The 15463-nt window shown below is 60.8% G+C and carries 13 protein-coding genes and 4 pseudogenes; 15 read left to right on the top strand and 2 right to left on the bottom strand.

What is annotated here, in order from left to right; all coding sequences use genetic code 11:
- Positions 1-56: 56 nt before the first annotated feature.
- The 10 genes and pseudogenes from G7066_RS07730 (at position 57) to G7066_RS07685 (ending at position 9429) form a co-directional block, all read left to right on the top strand.
- Positions 57-278 (top strand): hypothetical protein, encoded by a 222-nt coding sequence (locus tag G7066_RS07730; protein ID WP_166330207.1) that lies wholly within the window; start codon positions 57-59, stop codon positions 276-278.
- 48 nt (positions 279-326) lie between these two features.
- Positions 327-2980: pseudogene (gene alaS, locus G7066_RS07725) on the top strand (alanine--tRNA ligase).
- Positions 2981-2983: 3 nt separating this feature from the next.
- The gene (ruvX, locus tag G7066_RS07720) at positions 2984-3481 is read left to right on the top strand and encodes a Holliday junction resolvase RuvX (RefSeq protein ID WP_166330205.1); all 498 of its coding nucleotides are present in this window, start codon (positions 2984-2986) and stop codon (positions 3479-3481) included.
- An 8-nt stretch (positions 3482-3489) separates the two neighbouring features.
- A complete protein-coding gene (gene mltG / locus G7066_RS07715) occupies positions 3490-4605 on the top strand; it encodes an endolytic transglycosylase MltG (protein ID WP_244302815.1) in 1116 nt (371 codons plus the stop codon).
- Positions 4598-5407 (top strand): shikimate dehydrogenase family protein, encoded by an 810-nt coding sequence (locus G7066_RS07710; protein ID WP_244302814.1) that lies wholly within the window; start codon positions 4598-4600, stop codon positions 5405-5407. The genes mltG and G7066_RS07710 overlap by 8 nt, the downstream gene beginning before the upstream one ends.
- 48 nt (positions 5408-5455) lie before the next feature.
- A pseudogene (gene aroC / locus G7066_RS07705) lies at positions 5456-6651 on the top strand (chorismate synthase).
- On the top strand, positions 6648-7385 hold the full coding sequence (locus G7066_RS07700; RefSeq protein WP_244302813.1) for a shikimate kinase: 738 nt from the start codon (positions 6648-6650) through the stop codon (positions 7383-7385). The pseudogene aroC and the gene G7066_RS07700 overlap by 4 nt, the downstream one beginning before the upstream one ends.
- The gene (gene aroB / locus G7066_RS07695) at positions 7382-8464 is read left to right on the top strand and encodes a 3-dehydroquinate synthase (protein ID WP_166330201.1); all 1083 of its coding nucleotides are present in this window, start codon (positions 7382-7384) and stop codon (positions 8462-8464) included. Before G7066_RS07700 ends, aroB begins: the two co-directional genes overlap by 4 nt.
- Before the next feature lie 40 nt (positions 8465-8504).
- Positions 8505-8921 (top strand): helix-turn-helix domain-containing protein, encoded by a 417-nt coding sequence (locus G7066_RS07690; protein ID WP_166330199.1) that lies wholly within the window; start codon positions 8505-8507, stop codon positions 8919-8921.
- Positions 8899-9429: an RES family NAD+ phosphorylase gene (locus G7066_RS07685; RefSeq protein ID WP_166330197.1), complete on the top strand. Its 531-nt coding sequence runs from the start codon at positions 8899-8901 to the stop codon at positions 9427-9429. Before G7066_RS07690 ends, G7066_RS07685 begins: the two co-directional genes overlap by 23 nt.
- 10 nt (positions 9430-9439) lie before the next feature.
- On the opposite strand, the pseudogene G7066_RS15985 reads toward G7066_RS07685, so the two are convergent.
- Positions 9440-10266: pseudogene (locus G7066_RS15985) on the bottom strand (AAA family ATPase).
- A 634-nt stretch (positions 10267-10900) separates the two neighbouring features.
- On the opposite strand from G7066_RS15985, the gene G7066_RS15980 reads away from it, so the two are divergent.
- The 3 genes from G7066_RS15980 (at position 10901) to G7066_RS07670 (ending at position 13665) form a co-directional block, all read left to right on the top strand.
- Positions 10901-12562, top strand: a complete 1662-nt coding sequence (locus tag G7066_RS15980) for a vWA domain-containing protein (RefSeq protein ID WP_244302812.1) — start codon at positions 10901-10903, stop codon at positions 12560-12562.
- A gap of 240 nt (positions 12563-12802) precedes the next feature.
- A complete protein-coding gene (locus G7066_RS16975; RefSeq protein ID WP_280116142.1) occupies positions 12803-12931 on the top strand; it encodes a hypothetical protein in 129 nt (42 codons plus the stop codon).
- Positions 12932-13173: 242 nt separating this feature from the next.
- Positions 13174-13665, top strand: a complete 492-nt coding sequence (locus tag G7066_RS07670; RefSeq protein WP_166330194.1) for a hypothetical protein — start codon at positions 13174-13176, stop codon at positions 13663-13665.
- Between the two features lie 6 nt (positions 13666-13671).
- Here the strand turns inward: G7066_RS07670 and G7066_RS07665 are convergent, their stop codons facing one another.
- Positions 13672-14205: an acyl-CoA thioesterase gene (locus G7066_RS07665; protein WP_244302811.1), complete on the bottom strand. Its 534-nt coding sequence runs from the start codon at positions 14203-14205 to the stop codon at positions 13672-13674.
- Between the two features lie 172 nt (positions 14206-14377).
- Here G7066_RS07665 and efp point away from each other — a divergent pair.
- Positions 14378-14940 (top strand): annotated as a pseudogene (gene efp / locus G7066_RS07660) (elongation factor P).
- Between the two features lie 9 nt (positions 14941-14949).
- Positions 14950-15366 carry a transcription antitermination factor NusB gene (nusB, locus tag G7066_RS07655; RefSeq protein ID WP_166330189.1) on the top strand — a complete coding sequence of 139 codons (417 nt, stop codon included), beginning with the start codon at positions 14950-14952 and terminating at the stop codon, positions 15364-15366.
- Positions 15367-15463: the final 97 nt, after the last annotated feature.

Genomic DNA, 15463 nt, shown 5'->3' with positions numbered 1-15463 from the left:
GTCGGGTGCCTTCCCGTCGCTTCGGTGAGGGCTTTCAAACGAAGGGATAGCAAGTTATGAGCAAGTTTCGTTGGCTCGTGACGGGAACGATTTTGGGTTTTGTTGCGGCTCATTTGGTGAACCAGACGACCGAGGGTCGTCGCTTTTTTGACCGCCTGAACCGCGGACTCGAGGAATTCAACCGCGCTTTTGACCGCGGGTACCACGAAGTTGAACCAAGTAACGAAGACGATGTCGAGTCTGCGCTTAGCTCCCTGAAGGCCAAAAACGACCGCTAGCGCGCCCCAGTTTTATCAACACCCGATTTCCACGAAGGACACACCCGGATGAAGACCGCTGAGATTCACCGCCGCTGGCTCGATTTTTTTGAGAAGCGTGGGCACACAGTCGTTCCCTCTGCTTCGCTGGTGAGCGATGATCCAAGCCTCATGTTCACGGTTGCCGGCATGGTACCGTTTGTGCCCTATCTCTCTGGCATGGTTCCAGCTCCGTTCTCGCGCGTCACCAGCGTGCAGAAGTGCATTCGTACGAACGACATCGAAGAGGTGGGTAAGACTCCTCGCCACGGCACGTTCTTCCAGATGGCAGGTAACTTCTCGTTCGGCGACTATTTCAAAGAGGGTGCCATCAGCTTCGCCTGGGATTTGCTGACTACGAGCGAAGAAGAGGGCGGACTCGGGTTCAGGCCTGAGGACCTTTGGGTGACCGTCTACGAAGAGGATGACGAGGCGCTGGCGCTCTGGAAAAAGCACTCGACGCTGCCGGACGAGCGGATTCAAAAACTCGGTAAAGACACGAACTACTGGTCAACAGGTCAGCCGGGCCCGCAGGACCCTGCTCCGAGATTTTCTTTGACATGGGCCCCGAGTACGGCATTGACGGTGGCCCGGCTACCGACGACGACCGCTACGTCGAGATCTGGAACCTTGTGTTCATGCAGTTCCAGGTCGCAGACGTGAAATCGAAGACTGACTTTACGATCCTCGGCGAACTGCCGAAGAAGAACATCGACACCGGTCTAGGCCTTGAGCGTGTTGCCTTCATTAAGCAGGGCGTGCAGAACATGTACGAGATCGACCAGGTGCGCCCGGTGCTCGATCGTGCTGCAGAACTGGCGAAGAAGACCTACGGTGCGAACCATGAGGATGACGTGCTGCTGCGTGTCATCGCTGACCACGTGCGCAGTGGGCTCATGCTTATCGCTGACGGCGTGACGCCCTCGAATGAGGGGCGCGGCTACATTCTGCGTCGTCTGCTGCGCCGCGTGACGCGCTCGATGCGGCAGCTCGGCGTCGAAGGTCCGAGCTTCGCGGAGCTTTTCCCGGTGTCGCGCGACGCCATGAAGGCCGCCTACCCCGCGGTCGAGCAGGACTTCGATTTCATTTCCCGTGCGGCGTACGCCGAAGAGAAGACCTTCCTGCGCACGCTGGCTTCTGGCAGCCAGACGCTCGACACAGCGGTGACAGAGGCGAAGAAGGCTGGCAGTGCGGTCTCTGGCGAAACCGCATTCCTGCTGCACGACACCTTCGGCTTCCCGGTCGAGCTGACTCTTGAGGTTGCCGAAGAAGCAGGTGTTTCGGTTGACGCCGAGGTGTTTGCAACGCTGATGCAGGAGCAACGCGACCGTGCCAAGGCTGATGCCAAGGCAAAGAAGGGCCAGCGCGCCGACCTGTCCGTCTACAAGGAATTGCGCGGGCTCGGCGAAACACTGTTCACGGGCTACGACGAACTGACCCACGAGAGCCGTGTGCTTGGTATTGTGGTCGATGGTGCGCCCGCACGTGAGGCGCACGAGGGTCAGGTGGCCGAGCTTGTTCTCGCGGAGACATCTTTGTGGGCAGAGTCCGGTGGACAAGATGCGGATCAGGGCCTCATTCTGGGTGACGGTTTCGAAGCCGAGGTGCTTGACGTTCAGAAGCCTGTGCAGGGACTGATCGTGCACACCGTGCGTGTGCTGGTTGGCACGATTGCTGTCGACTCCCGCGCGGAGACCCAGGTTGATGCCGACTACCGCCGTGGTGCGACACAGGCTCACTCGGGAACCCACCTGGTGCACGCGGCACTTCGCGATGTGCTCGGCCCGAACGCCCACCAGACCGGCTCCTACAACAAAGCCGGTTATCTGCGTCTTGACTTTGCTCACACCGACGCTCTGTCAACCGAAACGAAGAGTGAGATCGAAGAAATCTCGAACCTCGCCATTCGCTCTGACTACGAGGTGGTCACCCGTGAGATGGGGCTCGAAGAAGCGAAGGCTCTTGGCGCGATGGCGCTTTTCGGCGAGAAGTACGGTGATCGCGTGCGAGTGGTAGACATTGGTGGCGCATGGTCACGTGAACTTTGCGCGGGCACACACGTGTCGAGTTCGTCAGAGGTCGGCATGATCAGTCTTGTGTCAGAGAGCTCGGTCGGCTCGACCAACCGTCGCATCGAGTCTCTTGTCGGCATCGAGGCGTTCCGCAACTTTGCGGCCGAGCGCACTATTGTGCAGCAGCTTACGAGCGGCCTGAAGGTGCCGCGAACGGAGCTAATTACGAAGGTGCAGGATCTCGGCGCGCAGTTGAAGCAGGCCGAAAAAAAGATTGCTGCGCTTGAAGCTGAGAAATTAGGGCAGCGGATCCCTGAACTATTGGCGGGTGTCGAGCAGCTTGGTGGATCCCGCGTTCTCCTAGCCTCGCTTGGCGCCGTAGCGTCAGCTGACGATGTACGCACCATGGCTCTGCAGTTGCGCGAAAAACTCGGGAGCGACCCTGCTGTAGTTGTGCTCGCGGGCGACGCAGCGGGTAAGCCCGTTGTGATCGCAGCGACCAACCCGGCGGCACGTGAAAACGGAGTGAAAGCTGGTGCGCTCGCTAAGTTGGGCGCTCAGGTGCTTGGTGGTGGAGGTGGTGGCAAAGACGACCTCGCCCAGGGCGGTGGCACCGATTCAGCAAAGATCGGCGATGCGCTGGCTGAAATTCGACGGACGCTCGGAGCGTAGCGCTTGCGCAGTGGAGTACGGCTCGGTGTTGATGTGGGTAAGGCCCGCGTTGGCATCGCGCGCAGCGACAAGCACGGCATGCTTGCGACCCCTGTTGAGACGGTGGCGCGGGATCTGCCCAGCGGTTCCATAGCCCGGGTGGTTGAGATCGCGGCAGAGCTCGAGGCATTTGAGGTTGTCGTGGGACTCCCGCTGAACATGCGGGGAGAGCGTACACTCTCGACCGACGATGCGCAGGACTTCGCGGAGGATCTGGCGACGGCGCTCGCGCCACGTAGCATCTCTGTACGGCTCGTCGACGAACGACTCTCGACAGTATCGGCGCAGTCACAGCTGCGTCAGGCGGGCAAAAAGACAAAACAAAGCCGTAACATTATTGACCAGGCTGCCGCTGTTGTGATTCTGCAGCACGCGCTCGATATCGAGCGGGCTCGCGGTGAGGTAGCTGGAACAGAAGTGGAACCGCAGAGCGGGCCACTGGGAGAGGGAACACAGGAATGAACGCCCGAATGAACAAGGCGCAGAAGACTCCCGAACTGCGCTCTCGCACGAGGAAGCGTGTGATTATCACGCTCTCGGTTGTCGTTGTGTTGCTCGGTGGTCTCGCCGCTGGCGGCGCGTATCTCTGGTCGCAGTACGGCGAGGGTATCGCGAAGGCCATGGGATGGGTTGAGGACGACTATAAGGGCAACGGACACGGAGATGTGTTGATTACCATCACGTCGGGCCAGAGCGGAGCGGATGTCGCTGACACGCTCGCGGCGGCGGACGTGGTGAAGACCGCCGACGCTTTTTATGCACTGCTGCTCAAGCAGGATCCCGAACCCGAGTTTCAGGTTGGCACTTACCAAATGAAGTCGCAGATGAGTGCGAAGGCTGCGCTCAAGGCGCTGCAAGACCCCGCCAATCGCAAAGAGCTCACTGTGACGATTCCCGAGGGTATGTCCGCAGCTGACGCACTCGGTCGCGCCTCAGAGGTGCTCGGCATTCCGAAGGAGGACTTCGACAAGGCGATCGCTGATCCCACGGTCTACGGGATTCCTAAGGAGTTCCCCTCAATCGAGGGCTTCCTGTTCCCGGCGACGTACACGTTCAAACCCGAAGACACCGCCCGGACGGTTGTGCAGACAATGGTTGATCGTATGAAAGAGGCGCTCATTGAACACGGCGTAGCCGCGGGCGACGAGTGGCGTGTGCTCACACTCGCCTCCGTGGTGCAGCGCGAAGCTGGATCAAACCTCGACGACTTTCCAAAGATCGCGCGCGTGTTCCAAAACCGCCTCGATCAGGGCATGAACTTGCAGTCAGACGCGACGGTTGCCTACGGCACTGGTAACACGCACACCGTGTGGACACAGGAGGAGGAACGCGAGAATGCCTCCGACAAGTACAACACCTATGCCAACCCGGGGCTGCCGATTGGCCCAATTAGCAACCCCGGTGACGTAGCCATTGAAGCAGCGATGCACCCCGCTGAGGGACCGTGGCTGTATTTTGTGCCCATCGACCTTGAGACCGGCGAGACTGTGTTCTCGAACACCAAAGAGGAACATGATGCTGCGGTTGCCAAACTTGGCGAGTGGTGCACTACGCACCGCGACGCGGGAGGCACTCGCTGTGACTAAAAGCGAGCAGCGTCAACTTGCTGTGCTTGGTTCGCCAATCGCACACTCGAAGTCGCCGCTCATCCATCGGGCTGCTTACGAGCTGTTGGAGTTGCCCTGGGACTACGGCTCTGCCGAGCTCACTGCGGACGGTCTTGAGGCTTTTCTCAAGAGCTGTGGTGCGGAGTGGCAGGGACTCTCGCTCACAATGCCGCTCAAGGAAGAAGCGCACAGACTCGCTGTAATGCGGGATCCGGTGGCCGAGCAGAGCGGTGTGGTGAACACGCTCTTGCGGCTTGCGGGTGACGCCGGATGGGCTGGGTTCAACACCGACGTACCCGGACTCGCGAGTGCCATTGATCGCGCTGATCTCGACGTCACACACACCATCGTGCTCGGATCCGGTGCCACGGCGGTTTCGGCAATACTGGCGGTTCAACATCTTGGCGCAGAACGGGTACAGATCCTCGCTCGCAATACCGCGACCGCTGCGGACCTCGCTCAACGGTTCAATCTTGAGCCGGGGGGAAACGCGGCGGCAACGCTCGTCATCTCAACCCTCCCCGGCCCCGCGAGTGACACTGTCGAGTTACCAAGTGAGCTGCTGCAGATCCCGCTTTTTGACGTTGCCTACGATCCGTGGCCTTCGCCTCTCGCGCGTCGTTGGGAGGCCGCGGGAGGTGTGAGCCACTCGGGCCTTGAAATGCTGGTGGAACAGGCCATCATTCAGATCAGGATCTTTCGCAACGGCGATCCTGATACCCCACTTCCGAGTGAAGATGAGGTGCGTGCGGCGATGCAGCGCGCTGTACACAGCGATTGATTCCGATGTGCGACCTCTCGCTCCCGCAAATATGGGAAGATGGTCGGTATGCTGCGTTGGCTTACTGCCGGGGAATCCCACGGCCCTGAACTCATTGCTGTCCTCGAGGGACTTCCTGCCGGTGTCCCGGTATCCCTCAGCGAGATCCAGAAAGATCTTGAGCGACGCAAACTTGGTTATGGCCGAGGATCGCGCATGAAGTTTGAGCAGGACGAACTCCACCTTTCGGGGGCGTTGTGCAAGGTGTGTCGATCGGTGGGCCCGTTGCGATCCGCGTGGGTAACACCGAGTGGCCCAAGTGGACCGAAGTGATGAGCGCCGAGGCAACCGAGCTTTCGGACAGGTCTCGCGGACGCGGGGCACCGCTCACCAGGCCGCGACCGGGTCACGCTGACCTTGCAGGCATGCAGAAATACGGCTTCGACGAGGCTCGGCCGGTGCTAGAGCGCGCGAGCGCGCGTGAGACTGCGGCGCGGGTGGCTCTTGGGGCAGTTGCGCGTTCGTTCTTGAATGAACTCGGGATCACGCTCGTCAGCCACACAGTTGCGCTTGGCGAGATCGAGGTGCCCGCGGGCGCAGCACTGCCGCGCACAAGTGATGTCGATGCGCTAGATGCGGATCCACTGCGCTGCTTTGACCCAGAGACGAGTGCACGTATGGTCGCCGAGGTTGACGACGCTAAGAAGACTGGTGACACGATCGGCGGAATAGTCGAAGTGCTTGCTTACGGCCTGCCGCCCGGACTCGGCTCATACGTGCACTGGGACAGGCGGCTTGATTCGCGCCTGGCTGGCGCTCTCATGGGTATCCAGGCGATCAAGGGTGTTGAGGTTGGCGATGGCTTCGAGACCACCCGCCGCCGTGGCTCTGCGGCGCACGACGAGCTACGTCTCACTGACGGCGTTATCTCACGCGAAACAGGGCGCGCCGGTGGCATTGAGGGTGGCATGACGACCGGCCAGATTCTTCGCGTGCGAGCTGGGATGAAGCCGATCGCGACTGTTCCCAGAGCCCTGCCGACGGTTGATGTTGCCACGGGAGCAGCGGCGACCGCTCACCACCAGCGCAGTGACGTGTCTGCGGTGCCGGCGGCGGGCGTTGTAGGCGAAGCAATGGTGGCGCTTGTGCTTGCCGACGCTATCTCGGAGAAGTTTGGTGGAGACAGCGTTGCGGAGACTCGACGCAACCTGCAGGCGTATCTTGCGGCAATCCCAGATCGACTCACCACCGCTATCGAATCGTGACCGGATCGAGGCGGGTGCATTTGGCGGCCGGGGCGCCGCTTCCTGTGCCCGAGCCGACTTCCTCTGCGGACCCCGCACCAAAGCCTAAGCCTCCGCTGCCAACCTCGCCGATACTGATTCCGGGCGTTGTTGAGGATTCCTCACAAAACGAGCCGCGGGCTAGCAATGGTCGAAGCGGCAACCGGCGACGAAGGCGGCGAAAGCGCGGCCCGAAACTGCCGGACCGCGTCATCGTGTTTGTCGGTCCGATGGCGGCTGGAAAAACGAGTCTTGGCAAACGTGTCGCGCGTGAGCTGGGGGTTCCGTTTGTTGACAGCGACGCAGTGTTCGTGCGTAGACACGGACCCATCGCGGCGTTCTTTGAAACCCACGGCGAGGAAGAATTCCGGCGCATCGAAGCAGAAATTATTGCTGCAGAACTCGCCACCCCCGGGGTCCGGGTGCTCGCGCTTGGTGGCGGTGCAGTACTGACGGATAGCACACGTGAATTGCTGAGTGGCTTTCCCGTTGTGCTTCTCACCACCACGCAAGAGGCCGTGTTGCGCACCGCAAACATACAGCGTAGGCCGTTGCTGCGCAATGATCCTAACGCCTGGAATCGCATTTTTGAAGAACGCAGACCTCTCTACGAAGAGGTGTCCGACGTGAGCTATCGAACGGATCGAGCGACCAAAGAACAACTTGCCCGGCGCGTGACGCAGTGGGCACGCAGTTTTAGAAAGGACACCACATGACGAGCGCCGTCACCACCATCCCCGTAACCGGAGACACTGAGTACGAGGTGATCGTTGGTCGCGGGATTCTGGGGCGTGTGCCCGAGGTCCTGGGAGACCGTGTCAACAAGGTGCTGATCGTTCACACGCCAACCGTGGGACGCCTCGCGGAAGAACTCAGGGCTTCCCTGCAACAGAAGTATGCCCAGGTGCTGCTTGCCGAAGTGCCTGATGCCGAGGCGGCGAAGCGGGTGGAGGTTGCAGCGTTTTGCTGGCAGATTCTCGGGCAAGCTGACTTCACCCGCACGGATGCGGTGATTGGACTAGGTGGCGGCGCCGTCACCGACCTCGCCGGATTTGTTGCAGCAACCTGGTTGCGCGGTGTGAAACTCGTGCAGATTCCTACCACTGTGCTCGGCATGGTCGATGCTTCTGTTGGTGGTAAGACCGGCATCAATACCGCCGAGGGAAAGAACCTCGTGGGTGCGTTTTATGCGCCGTCTGCTGTGCTCTGCGATATTGAACTTCTGGCGACGCTGCCTAAAAACGAGATTCTCGCTGGTTTTGCCGAGGTCGCAAAGTGTGGTTTTATCGCTGAGCCCGAGATTCTCCAACTGTTAGAGGCAAACGTGGATCGCGCGACCGATCCTGGCACTCCCGAGTTTCAGCGAGTGGTTGAGCTTGCGATTGGCGTGAAGGCTCGTGTGGTGTCGGAGGACTTCCGTGAGGGTGGACTACGCGAGATCCTGAACTACGGTCACACTCTGGGGCATGCAATCGAACACGCCGAGCGTTACCAGTGGCGCCACGGTGTCGCGATCTCGATCGGCATGATGTATGCGGCAGAGTTGGGTCGCATGGCTGGCTCGCTGTCTGACGAGGCGGTTGAACGGCATCGCAATATCTTGAGTTCTCTTACGCTTCCGCTTGTGTACCCGGCCGGTCGTTGGCCGGGTCTGCTCGCCGCGATGCAGCGAGACAAAAAGGCGCGCGCAGGTATGTTGCGTTTTATCGTCCTTGACGATATCGCGAAGCCGCGTGTGCTGGCGGGCGTTGATGAATCAGTGCTTCAGTTTGCGTACCAAGAGATTGCCAACTAGTGAGATGGCGCAATCTGGAAATTGCGCGTAACCTGGTGGTATGAGTATTGCAGCACCGGTTCAGTCAGGCCTCGCCGATGGTCTACGCATGCTGCTCGGTGCTGCCGGTAACGGTGCGCTGCTCGCTGAACTTGTTGGGGTGACGCCTGCGCAGGTGACCCGCTGGAAACAGGGTAGGCAGGTTCCGTCTGCCGATGCTGCGCGCACGATCATGGATTTTGCTTACATCGTGACTCGCGCAGAATCAACCATGCACTCCAAAGTTGTGCCCATCTGGCTTGACTCGCCGAATCAGTTTCTTCGCGGTTCAACACCCGCGAGTGTGTCAGAGTCGGTCGTATTGCAGAGGTTATTGCCGCAATCGAGGCCGAAGAAGAAGGCGCGTACCCCTGACCATGGCTGGACCGCTGCGACTTTTTCGCTGCTATCCACGTGTGCCGGGTGCACGCAAGGGTAAGCCAGGACACTGGTCGTTTGTGCCTCCGCACCAGGTGCACGGGCGCTGGGACAACACCGAGCTGTACGACTCCTGGTATTTCTCTCGAACGCCGTTGGGGGCTGTGGCGGAGAGTTTTTATAACAAACAGCGCTGGATTCCAGAGGTGTTTTTGACGCCCGCGGGAAATCCGCGCGCCATCGCTGAGTTTAGTTACGAGGGCCCTGACTCACTAGATCTCGACGATGCCGCAACGTTGCTTGAACTGAGTGCACGTCCGAGCGAGATTGTGATCCGCGATCTCGGTAGAACGCAGGCCCTCGCGCGCGATGTCTACGAGGCGAGTTATGAGAGTCGTGGCGGTCTCTCTTGGTGGTCAGCTCAGCTGCCCTCGGAGACTTCGGTGATGCTTTGGGGGAGCCGGGGTGCTCCGCCCGAGGGGCTGAAGCTGGTCGGCATCCAAGCGCTCAGTACGGAGCACCCAGCGGTTATGGAAGCCGCCACTCAGCTGTATCGTCGGCTTGGCTGAAAATACGGTGTCACCTACTCAGCCGAAAACCTTGACCCTCAAGAATGAGAGCCAGCACACGGCGGTCCTCGCGGTGCATGACCCCCTCAACAAAGCGGGTCAACGCACGCTCAAGCGACACAGTGCCCGCGCTGCCTGCGACCTTCTGCAGGACCGCAACGAGGGTTCGTGGGGCGAGTACGGATTCTTCAAGCCCGGGCCGACCATCGATCTCGCGCTCCGTCGATACAAACGTGTCAAAGCCCTCACCGTGGGCACCCGCGAACACTTGCTGGCTAATAAACGCAGCCCGCGACACCCGCTGCAACTCACTCACAGTGATGCTGGGTGGTAGTTCGCCGCGTCGATCCACCACGGAAGCGGCCGCTAGCAATGCATTCTCGACCGGAAATTCGGTGTAGTCCCTTCCGGTATCGGGGTAATGAACCCGGTAGCTGTTCGCGCCAAAACGATTGACAAGCTCGGCACTGAGCCGGTCGAGTCCGCGGTAGCGGTGGGGTGTCTGTTCATTCGCGGTCGCAAGGATCGCGAACCCCTTTGCAATCTGCACAGGTCGCCCCGCATTCTCCTGAACATTGAGTGTGTCGCCTGGACGCAGTTGCAGAATGCGGTTGAGACGCTTCAAAAACTCTGGGGGCATCGCGTTGACTTCATCAAGGATCACCGGGCGCCCTCTGCAATAGCCCGCAACAGTGGGCCGGGCACAAACACACTTACCGTAGCGCCACCCTCGGCGCGAAGCTCGTGGCTGCCGATCAGTTGGGCACTCGTAATGTCTCCGTAGCCAGAGATGAGTTCGGGCTCGACAGACGGATCGTCGACAACCCGTCGACACATGTGCTCGGCGAGCGCGGTCTTAGCGCCACCCGTCTCACCAACCAGCAGTAGTGGTTCGCCACGCAGAAGCGCGGGGACGGCCTCAGAAATAATGTTGCTCATCTGCTCGGTCATGAGAAGCCCAGATTGTAACTGTGTACTCGCTTCGCGCAGCCGCACCGATCCGAGCGCGGTGAGCACGCTGTCCCTGACGCGCTCGGTTGTGATCTCAGCTTTCCAAGCCGAATGATTCGACTCTGAGCTCCGCAGCTGCTGAATTTTCTTCGCCTCACCGTCGGTCAGCGACCGGCGGTCGGCGATCGCCTGCGCCACAACTGTGTCGGCGGCGTCGATCCTGCCCGCGTTCTCCTCGGCATCGCGTCTGGCTCGCGCCACAATACGCAACAGTCCCGCGCGCTCGGTGAGAGCAGCATCGAGTGTCTCGCGATGCGCCGGATCAGACCACAGCTCTTCCCGACGGTTCTGTAGCTCCAGATGCTCCTGCTGCAGTTCTGGGTTCGGGTGCGAGCGCAGTGCCTCTCGCACACGGCGGGCTTGCGTCATAAGCTGCTGAGCTTCAAACAGGATCGGGTCGGCATCGATCGGGAGCATGTCGTCACGCTACCACTTACCCGCTCGCAGGTAGTGTGAGGACATGACTCTTCAGCTGACGAATAACCTGCTGCGTGAGCGCTTGCTCGCGGCCGCAGCAGTCGTTGGTGTGCCACTCACCATCTCTGACGACACCGAGTGGCGGGTAACGCGGGACGGAATTCAGGTTGGGCTCGGCTACTACGCCGTGTGTGGTCACAGTGACCAGGAAGCCGTCGCGCTCGCGATCCTGCAACTATGGGAGAGTGTACGTTTCAGACAAACGGCACCGGATCGCGCGCGACGTCGAGACTCAATCGCGCAACAGAGCCCCGGTCTTGAGCCGCTGCTTGACGCGGTCCTGCGGCTACAAGCGGCGTCGGAACTGTTGAGTGCTTTGCCAGCGCTGCGGGACGACCTTGCGGCGGCAGCCACCCGAAGTTTGCCAGACACTCTCTTGGAATGGCCACGTCACCTGCAATGGATTGGGTTGTTGCTCAACATTGGGTTGGCGAGACAGCCCGGCCTGGGCGTGGCGCCCGAGGTGACCGAGGAGTGGCGCGCTCTCACTCAGCTTGGTGGGTCAGGCACCGATCCGCTGCGTCGTGTGTTGGCTCCGGATCCCGAGCGCACGCCCCTGCAGCGATTTGAAAGGGCGCTTGCGCTGCTGTTGCCAGCATACGAGCGCCTCAACCTGATTGATGCGGCGGAGCGAGGCCTGGCCGATACGGCGGAAGCGGGTGCCACAGACGATACAGCCGAGGGTATAGAAGGAGCCGCTGGCGGCGACTCTGCCGAGGCTCAGCAGGGTGAGGGGGAGTCGCACTCTGATTCAGAAACCTCGGCGCCTGATCCGGCTACAGAGCGAGCGCGGCGAGGGGAAGGGCAGGAGCGTTCCGAAGGATCCGACCTGTTTGCAGCGGAGCAGGCCGGGTTCGTCACGACCTTCTTGTCAACCCCTATGCCGTCGCAGACCGCGTTGCTTGAGGCTAACATCGAGCTCTCCTCCGATGCCCAAGCGAGCGCTGGCTCCGAGACAGTACAACCTTCAGGGGGCAGGCCTGGATCGTCGCAGTCTGCACGCAGAGAGTCCGACTATCGTGAGCGTGCTAGCGAGCTTGCTGAAGCAATCGAGCGGATGCGCGACGTATGGTCACAGGTCATTGTCCAGCGCATCGCACACCGCGCCGCTCCAGATCGGTTGCCACAGCAGGACGGCGATACGCTTCACCCTGAGGCGCTCGCGGGTGTGATCGCAGATGTGCACGCTGGTGTACCGAATCCACATGCGTTTGTGAGGCGACGTGCCAGGCCACGGCGTACTCGCCGCAGTGGAAGTACCGACTACGTTCTGCTCATTGACCGATCAGCCTCGATGCAGGGCCCCGTTGCGGATGCGGCTGCGGATGCGGCACTCATTATGCTGGAGGCGCTCGCAGGTGCCGAACGGGATATCGCCTTCGCGGAGTCGACCGCCGGCATCAGTCTTGACCTCGATATTCGCACGTCACTCATTGTGTTCGACGCCGTCGCTGAAACGGTGAAGCCGCTGTCGCGCGGGCTCGATGACGCGGTGCGCCGTCGCATGGTCGCGGCGATTCACAGCACTCGGGATCCACAAACGACGCGGCCGCCCTCGCTGAGGCAGCGGAGCAGTTGGGGCTTGGCCGATCCCGAACCGGCAACGCCGCCACCAGCGACGGCATCGAGCGCCGCCGCATCGTGATATTTGTGGGGGATGGGGGATCGAACGATCCCGCGTCAGCTGCGGTCCAGCTGAAACGGCTGCACACAGCCGGTGTGCACGTCTACGGTATCGGCGTTCGCAGCGATGATGTGGCCCAACGCTATGCCCCAGCAGCCGCCGAATTGACGATCCACGAGACCTGCCCGCCGTGCTGCAAGATCTTATTGAGCGCGAACGAGTAGCGTTGAACTGACCACGGGCGAGAACAAGGGCGGCGACATGCAAAACACTTCACAGAATGATCAGTTGAGACTGGTGCGCTCGCTGTTTCCAGACCTTGCCGAAACTCTCGATACGGCGCTCACGGAGCACGGCCCTGCCGAAGCTGCCCCGATCAGAGCGGCGTAGGTTTTGATGCCTGGCTCGACGACAAGGCGAGGCAGCTGCGCGAAGGAGCACTCGCTGGTGCACCTTTCGCCTCGCTGCCCGCTGCGGAGTCGTCGCGGTTCGAGCGCGCATTTGCGGCGGCTCGCCTCGTAGCCCAGCGCTCGCACCTTGCTCTTCCCGAGCCCGAGGCCTTTGCTGAGGCGGGGGCAAACCTACTGGCTCTCGCGAGCAAGCTCTCGGCGGATCCCACGCTCGTTCCGGTCATGGCTCCCTATGGACTCGGTGCTGAGCGCTGGCGCGAACTGTTTCGAGGAGCAACTGCACAACAGGGAAGCCCACTCTCGGGAGACGAACCGCTGCTGCTTGCAGCGGAAGCTGTTGACGGTTTCACGATCCTCGATTCGGTTCCCGACGTCACGTCGCCGCGAGTTGAGGTCGCACGGCCCGAGGGTGCTTCGGTGACTTGGACTCTGCGACTGGTTCCCTCGTCTGCGAAACCGCCGTTGCTCGGGCTCGGTTTTGCTCACGGGCCGCATGTTTCCCTGCCCGAGATTCTGATGCTGCAGCTGATGCGGATCGTGAGCGGTGAGCGCCCCGTTGATACTGAAAGCTTTACCTGGCTGGCGGGTGCACTGGCAGACGGTCGACTTGCCGCTCGACACGTCTTTGACGAGAGCGAAGCAGTCATCCGAATCAGCTGTCGCGAGATTGGCAATCAGGGCCCGCACCTCGGGGCGCGGCCGCCCGTGAACTGACTGTGGCTACCAAATACTCCCGGCGGCGTCGCGAGTTGACGGCAGGCGAGTGGCCTGACCCCATGCGAGGATGTCGTCGGAGAGATCAAAGTCTTCGGCTCGGGCTCCGGTCTTTTCTAGGATCTCTGCGACCGGCACCACGCCGCCGCCACGACGCAGGATCCTGGCCCGCACGTAAGCACGCGCATAGATCTCGGGTGCACGGTCTGCGTCCGGACGAACGAAGCGCTGTTCCATGTAAACGGCCTGCTCGTCGAAACCGATGATCTTCGACTCGATCCAGAAACGCTGCCAGGGATTGAGTGACTTGCGATAGGAAATCGTCTGGCCCACGACAACGGGGTACCAGTTTTCTCGCTTGAACACCTTCATGGTGCCGTTGCGCTGAATCAAGTCAAAGCGGGCAACATCCATGACCGAGAGGTACTTGCCGTTGTTCATGTGCTGCAGTAGATCGAGATCGGTCGGCCACACGCGAAAGCGGGAGCGGGAAAAGTCGCCGAAGGCCAGCTTGGATCCTCGTGGGCCCACGAAGAGCATGTGCCATATGGTGCGGAATAGCATGTGCATGAAGGGCAGCTTACGGGGTACCGAGAACGATCGTGAGAACTTCTGTGTTGAGTCCACAACACGCCCGCGGTCATCACCCGCTAGGATAGGTGGGCGCGATCCCGCGATCGAACTTGAACGACAGAACCCGGAGAACCACCGAATGGCAACCTCGAACGACATCAAAAACGGCACCGTTATCAAAGAAAGCGGCCAGCTGTGGAGCGTGATCGAGTTCCAGCATGTCAAGCCGGGTAAGGGTGGAGCGTTCGTTCGCACCAAGCAGAAGAACGTTGTCTCGGGCAAGATCATCGACAAGACCTACAACGCCGGCGCGAAGATTGAGACCGCCAACGTTGATCGCCGTGACTTCCAGTACCTGTACCAGGACGGCGCTGACTTCGTCTTCATGGATCAGACCGACTACGACCAGATCACCGTTTCGGCAGTTGTTGTTGGTGACGCTTCCAAATACATGCTCGAGAGCCAGCAGGTCCAGATCGCACTGCACGAGGGCGAGCCCTCTACCTCGAAATGCCAGCGTCTGTTGTGCTTGAGGTCACCTACACTGAGCCCGGTCTGCAGGGTGACCGCTCGACCGGTGGCACGAAGCCCGCAACGGTCGAGACCGGCGCCGAGATTCAGGTCCCGCTGTTTCTTGAGACCGGAACCAAGGTCAAGGTTGATACCCGCACGGGTGAGTACCTCGGCCGCGTCAACGACTAGTCGTTACTGTTGTCTGCACGCACAAAGGCCCGTAAGCGGGCGCTTGACATGCTGTTCCAGGCCGACGTTCGCGATGTGCCGATCTTTGACATTCTGCACGCAGAGTCGAAACGCGCGGCGAACGAGCCTGACCGTGCTGCGTCTTGGGCGTATGCTCGTGAGATCGTCGACGGAGTCACCGATCATCGTGAAGAAATCGATGAACTGATCTCGAGTTACGCCCAGGCCTGGACGTTGGATCGCATGCCCAACATCGACAGGGCTCTTCTGCGCCTGGCTTCGTGGGAGATCCTTCACAACCCCGAGGTGCCCGTCGCGGTGGCAATCGACGAGGCGGTAGAGCTGGCCAAGGAGTACTCCACCGACGACTCAGCACGTTTCGTCAATGGTGTGCTCGGGCGGATCGCAGATCACGCGAAGGCTTAGTCCTGCGGCACGGAGGTATCTGGTCTGCGCTAGACTTTTCGAGAACATCAGCACTTCTTTAACTACCGTCCCGTGAGGCGGAGAAGGGGGGCTCGGT

The organism is Leucobacter coleopterorum (assembly GCF_011382985.1).
Lineage (GTDB): Bacteria > Actinomycetota > Actinomycetes > Actinomycetales > Microbacteriaceae > Leucobacter > Leucobacter coleopterorum.
This window is presented reverse-complemented; position numbering and strand designations above follow the sequence as displayed.

Excerpts from the sequence above, each read along its gene's own strand:
- G7066_RS07730 (WP_166330207.1), top strand. The coding sequence starts at position 57 with ATGAGCAAGTTTCGTTGGCTCGTGACGGGAACGATTTTGGGTTTTGTT.
- mltG (WP_244302815.1), top strand. The coding sequence starts at position 3,490 with ATGAACAAGGCGCAGAAGACTCCCGAACTGCGCTCTCGCACGAGGAAG.
- aroB (WP_166330201.1), top strand. The coding sequence starts at position 7,382 with ATGACGAGCGCCGTCACCACCATCCCCGTAACCGGAGACACTGAGTAC.
- G7066_RS07690 (WP_166330199.1), top strand. The coding sequence starts at position 8,505 with ATGAGTATTGCAGCACCGGTTCAGTCAGGCCTCGCCGATGGTCTACGC.
- G7066_RS15980 (WP_244302812.1), top strand. The coding sequence starts at position 10,901 with ATGACTCTTCAGCTGACGAATAACCTGCTGCGTGAGCGCTTGCTCGCG.
- G7066_RS16975 (WP_280116142.1), top strand. The coding sequence starts at position 12,803 with ATGCAAAACACTTCACAGAATGATCAGTTGAGACTGGTGCGCTCGCTG.
- G7066_RS07670 (WP_166330194.1), top strand. The coding sequence starts at position 13,174 with ATGGCTCCCTATGGACTCGGTGCTGAGCGCTGGCGCGAACTGTTTCGA.
- G7066_RS07665 (WP_244302811.1), bottom strand. The coding sequence starts at position 14,205 with ATGCTCTTCGTGGGCCCACGAGGATCCAAGCTGGCCTTCGGCGACTTT.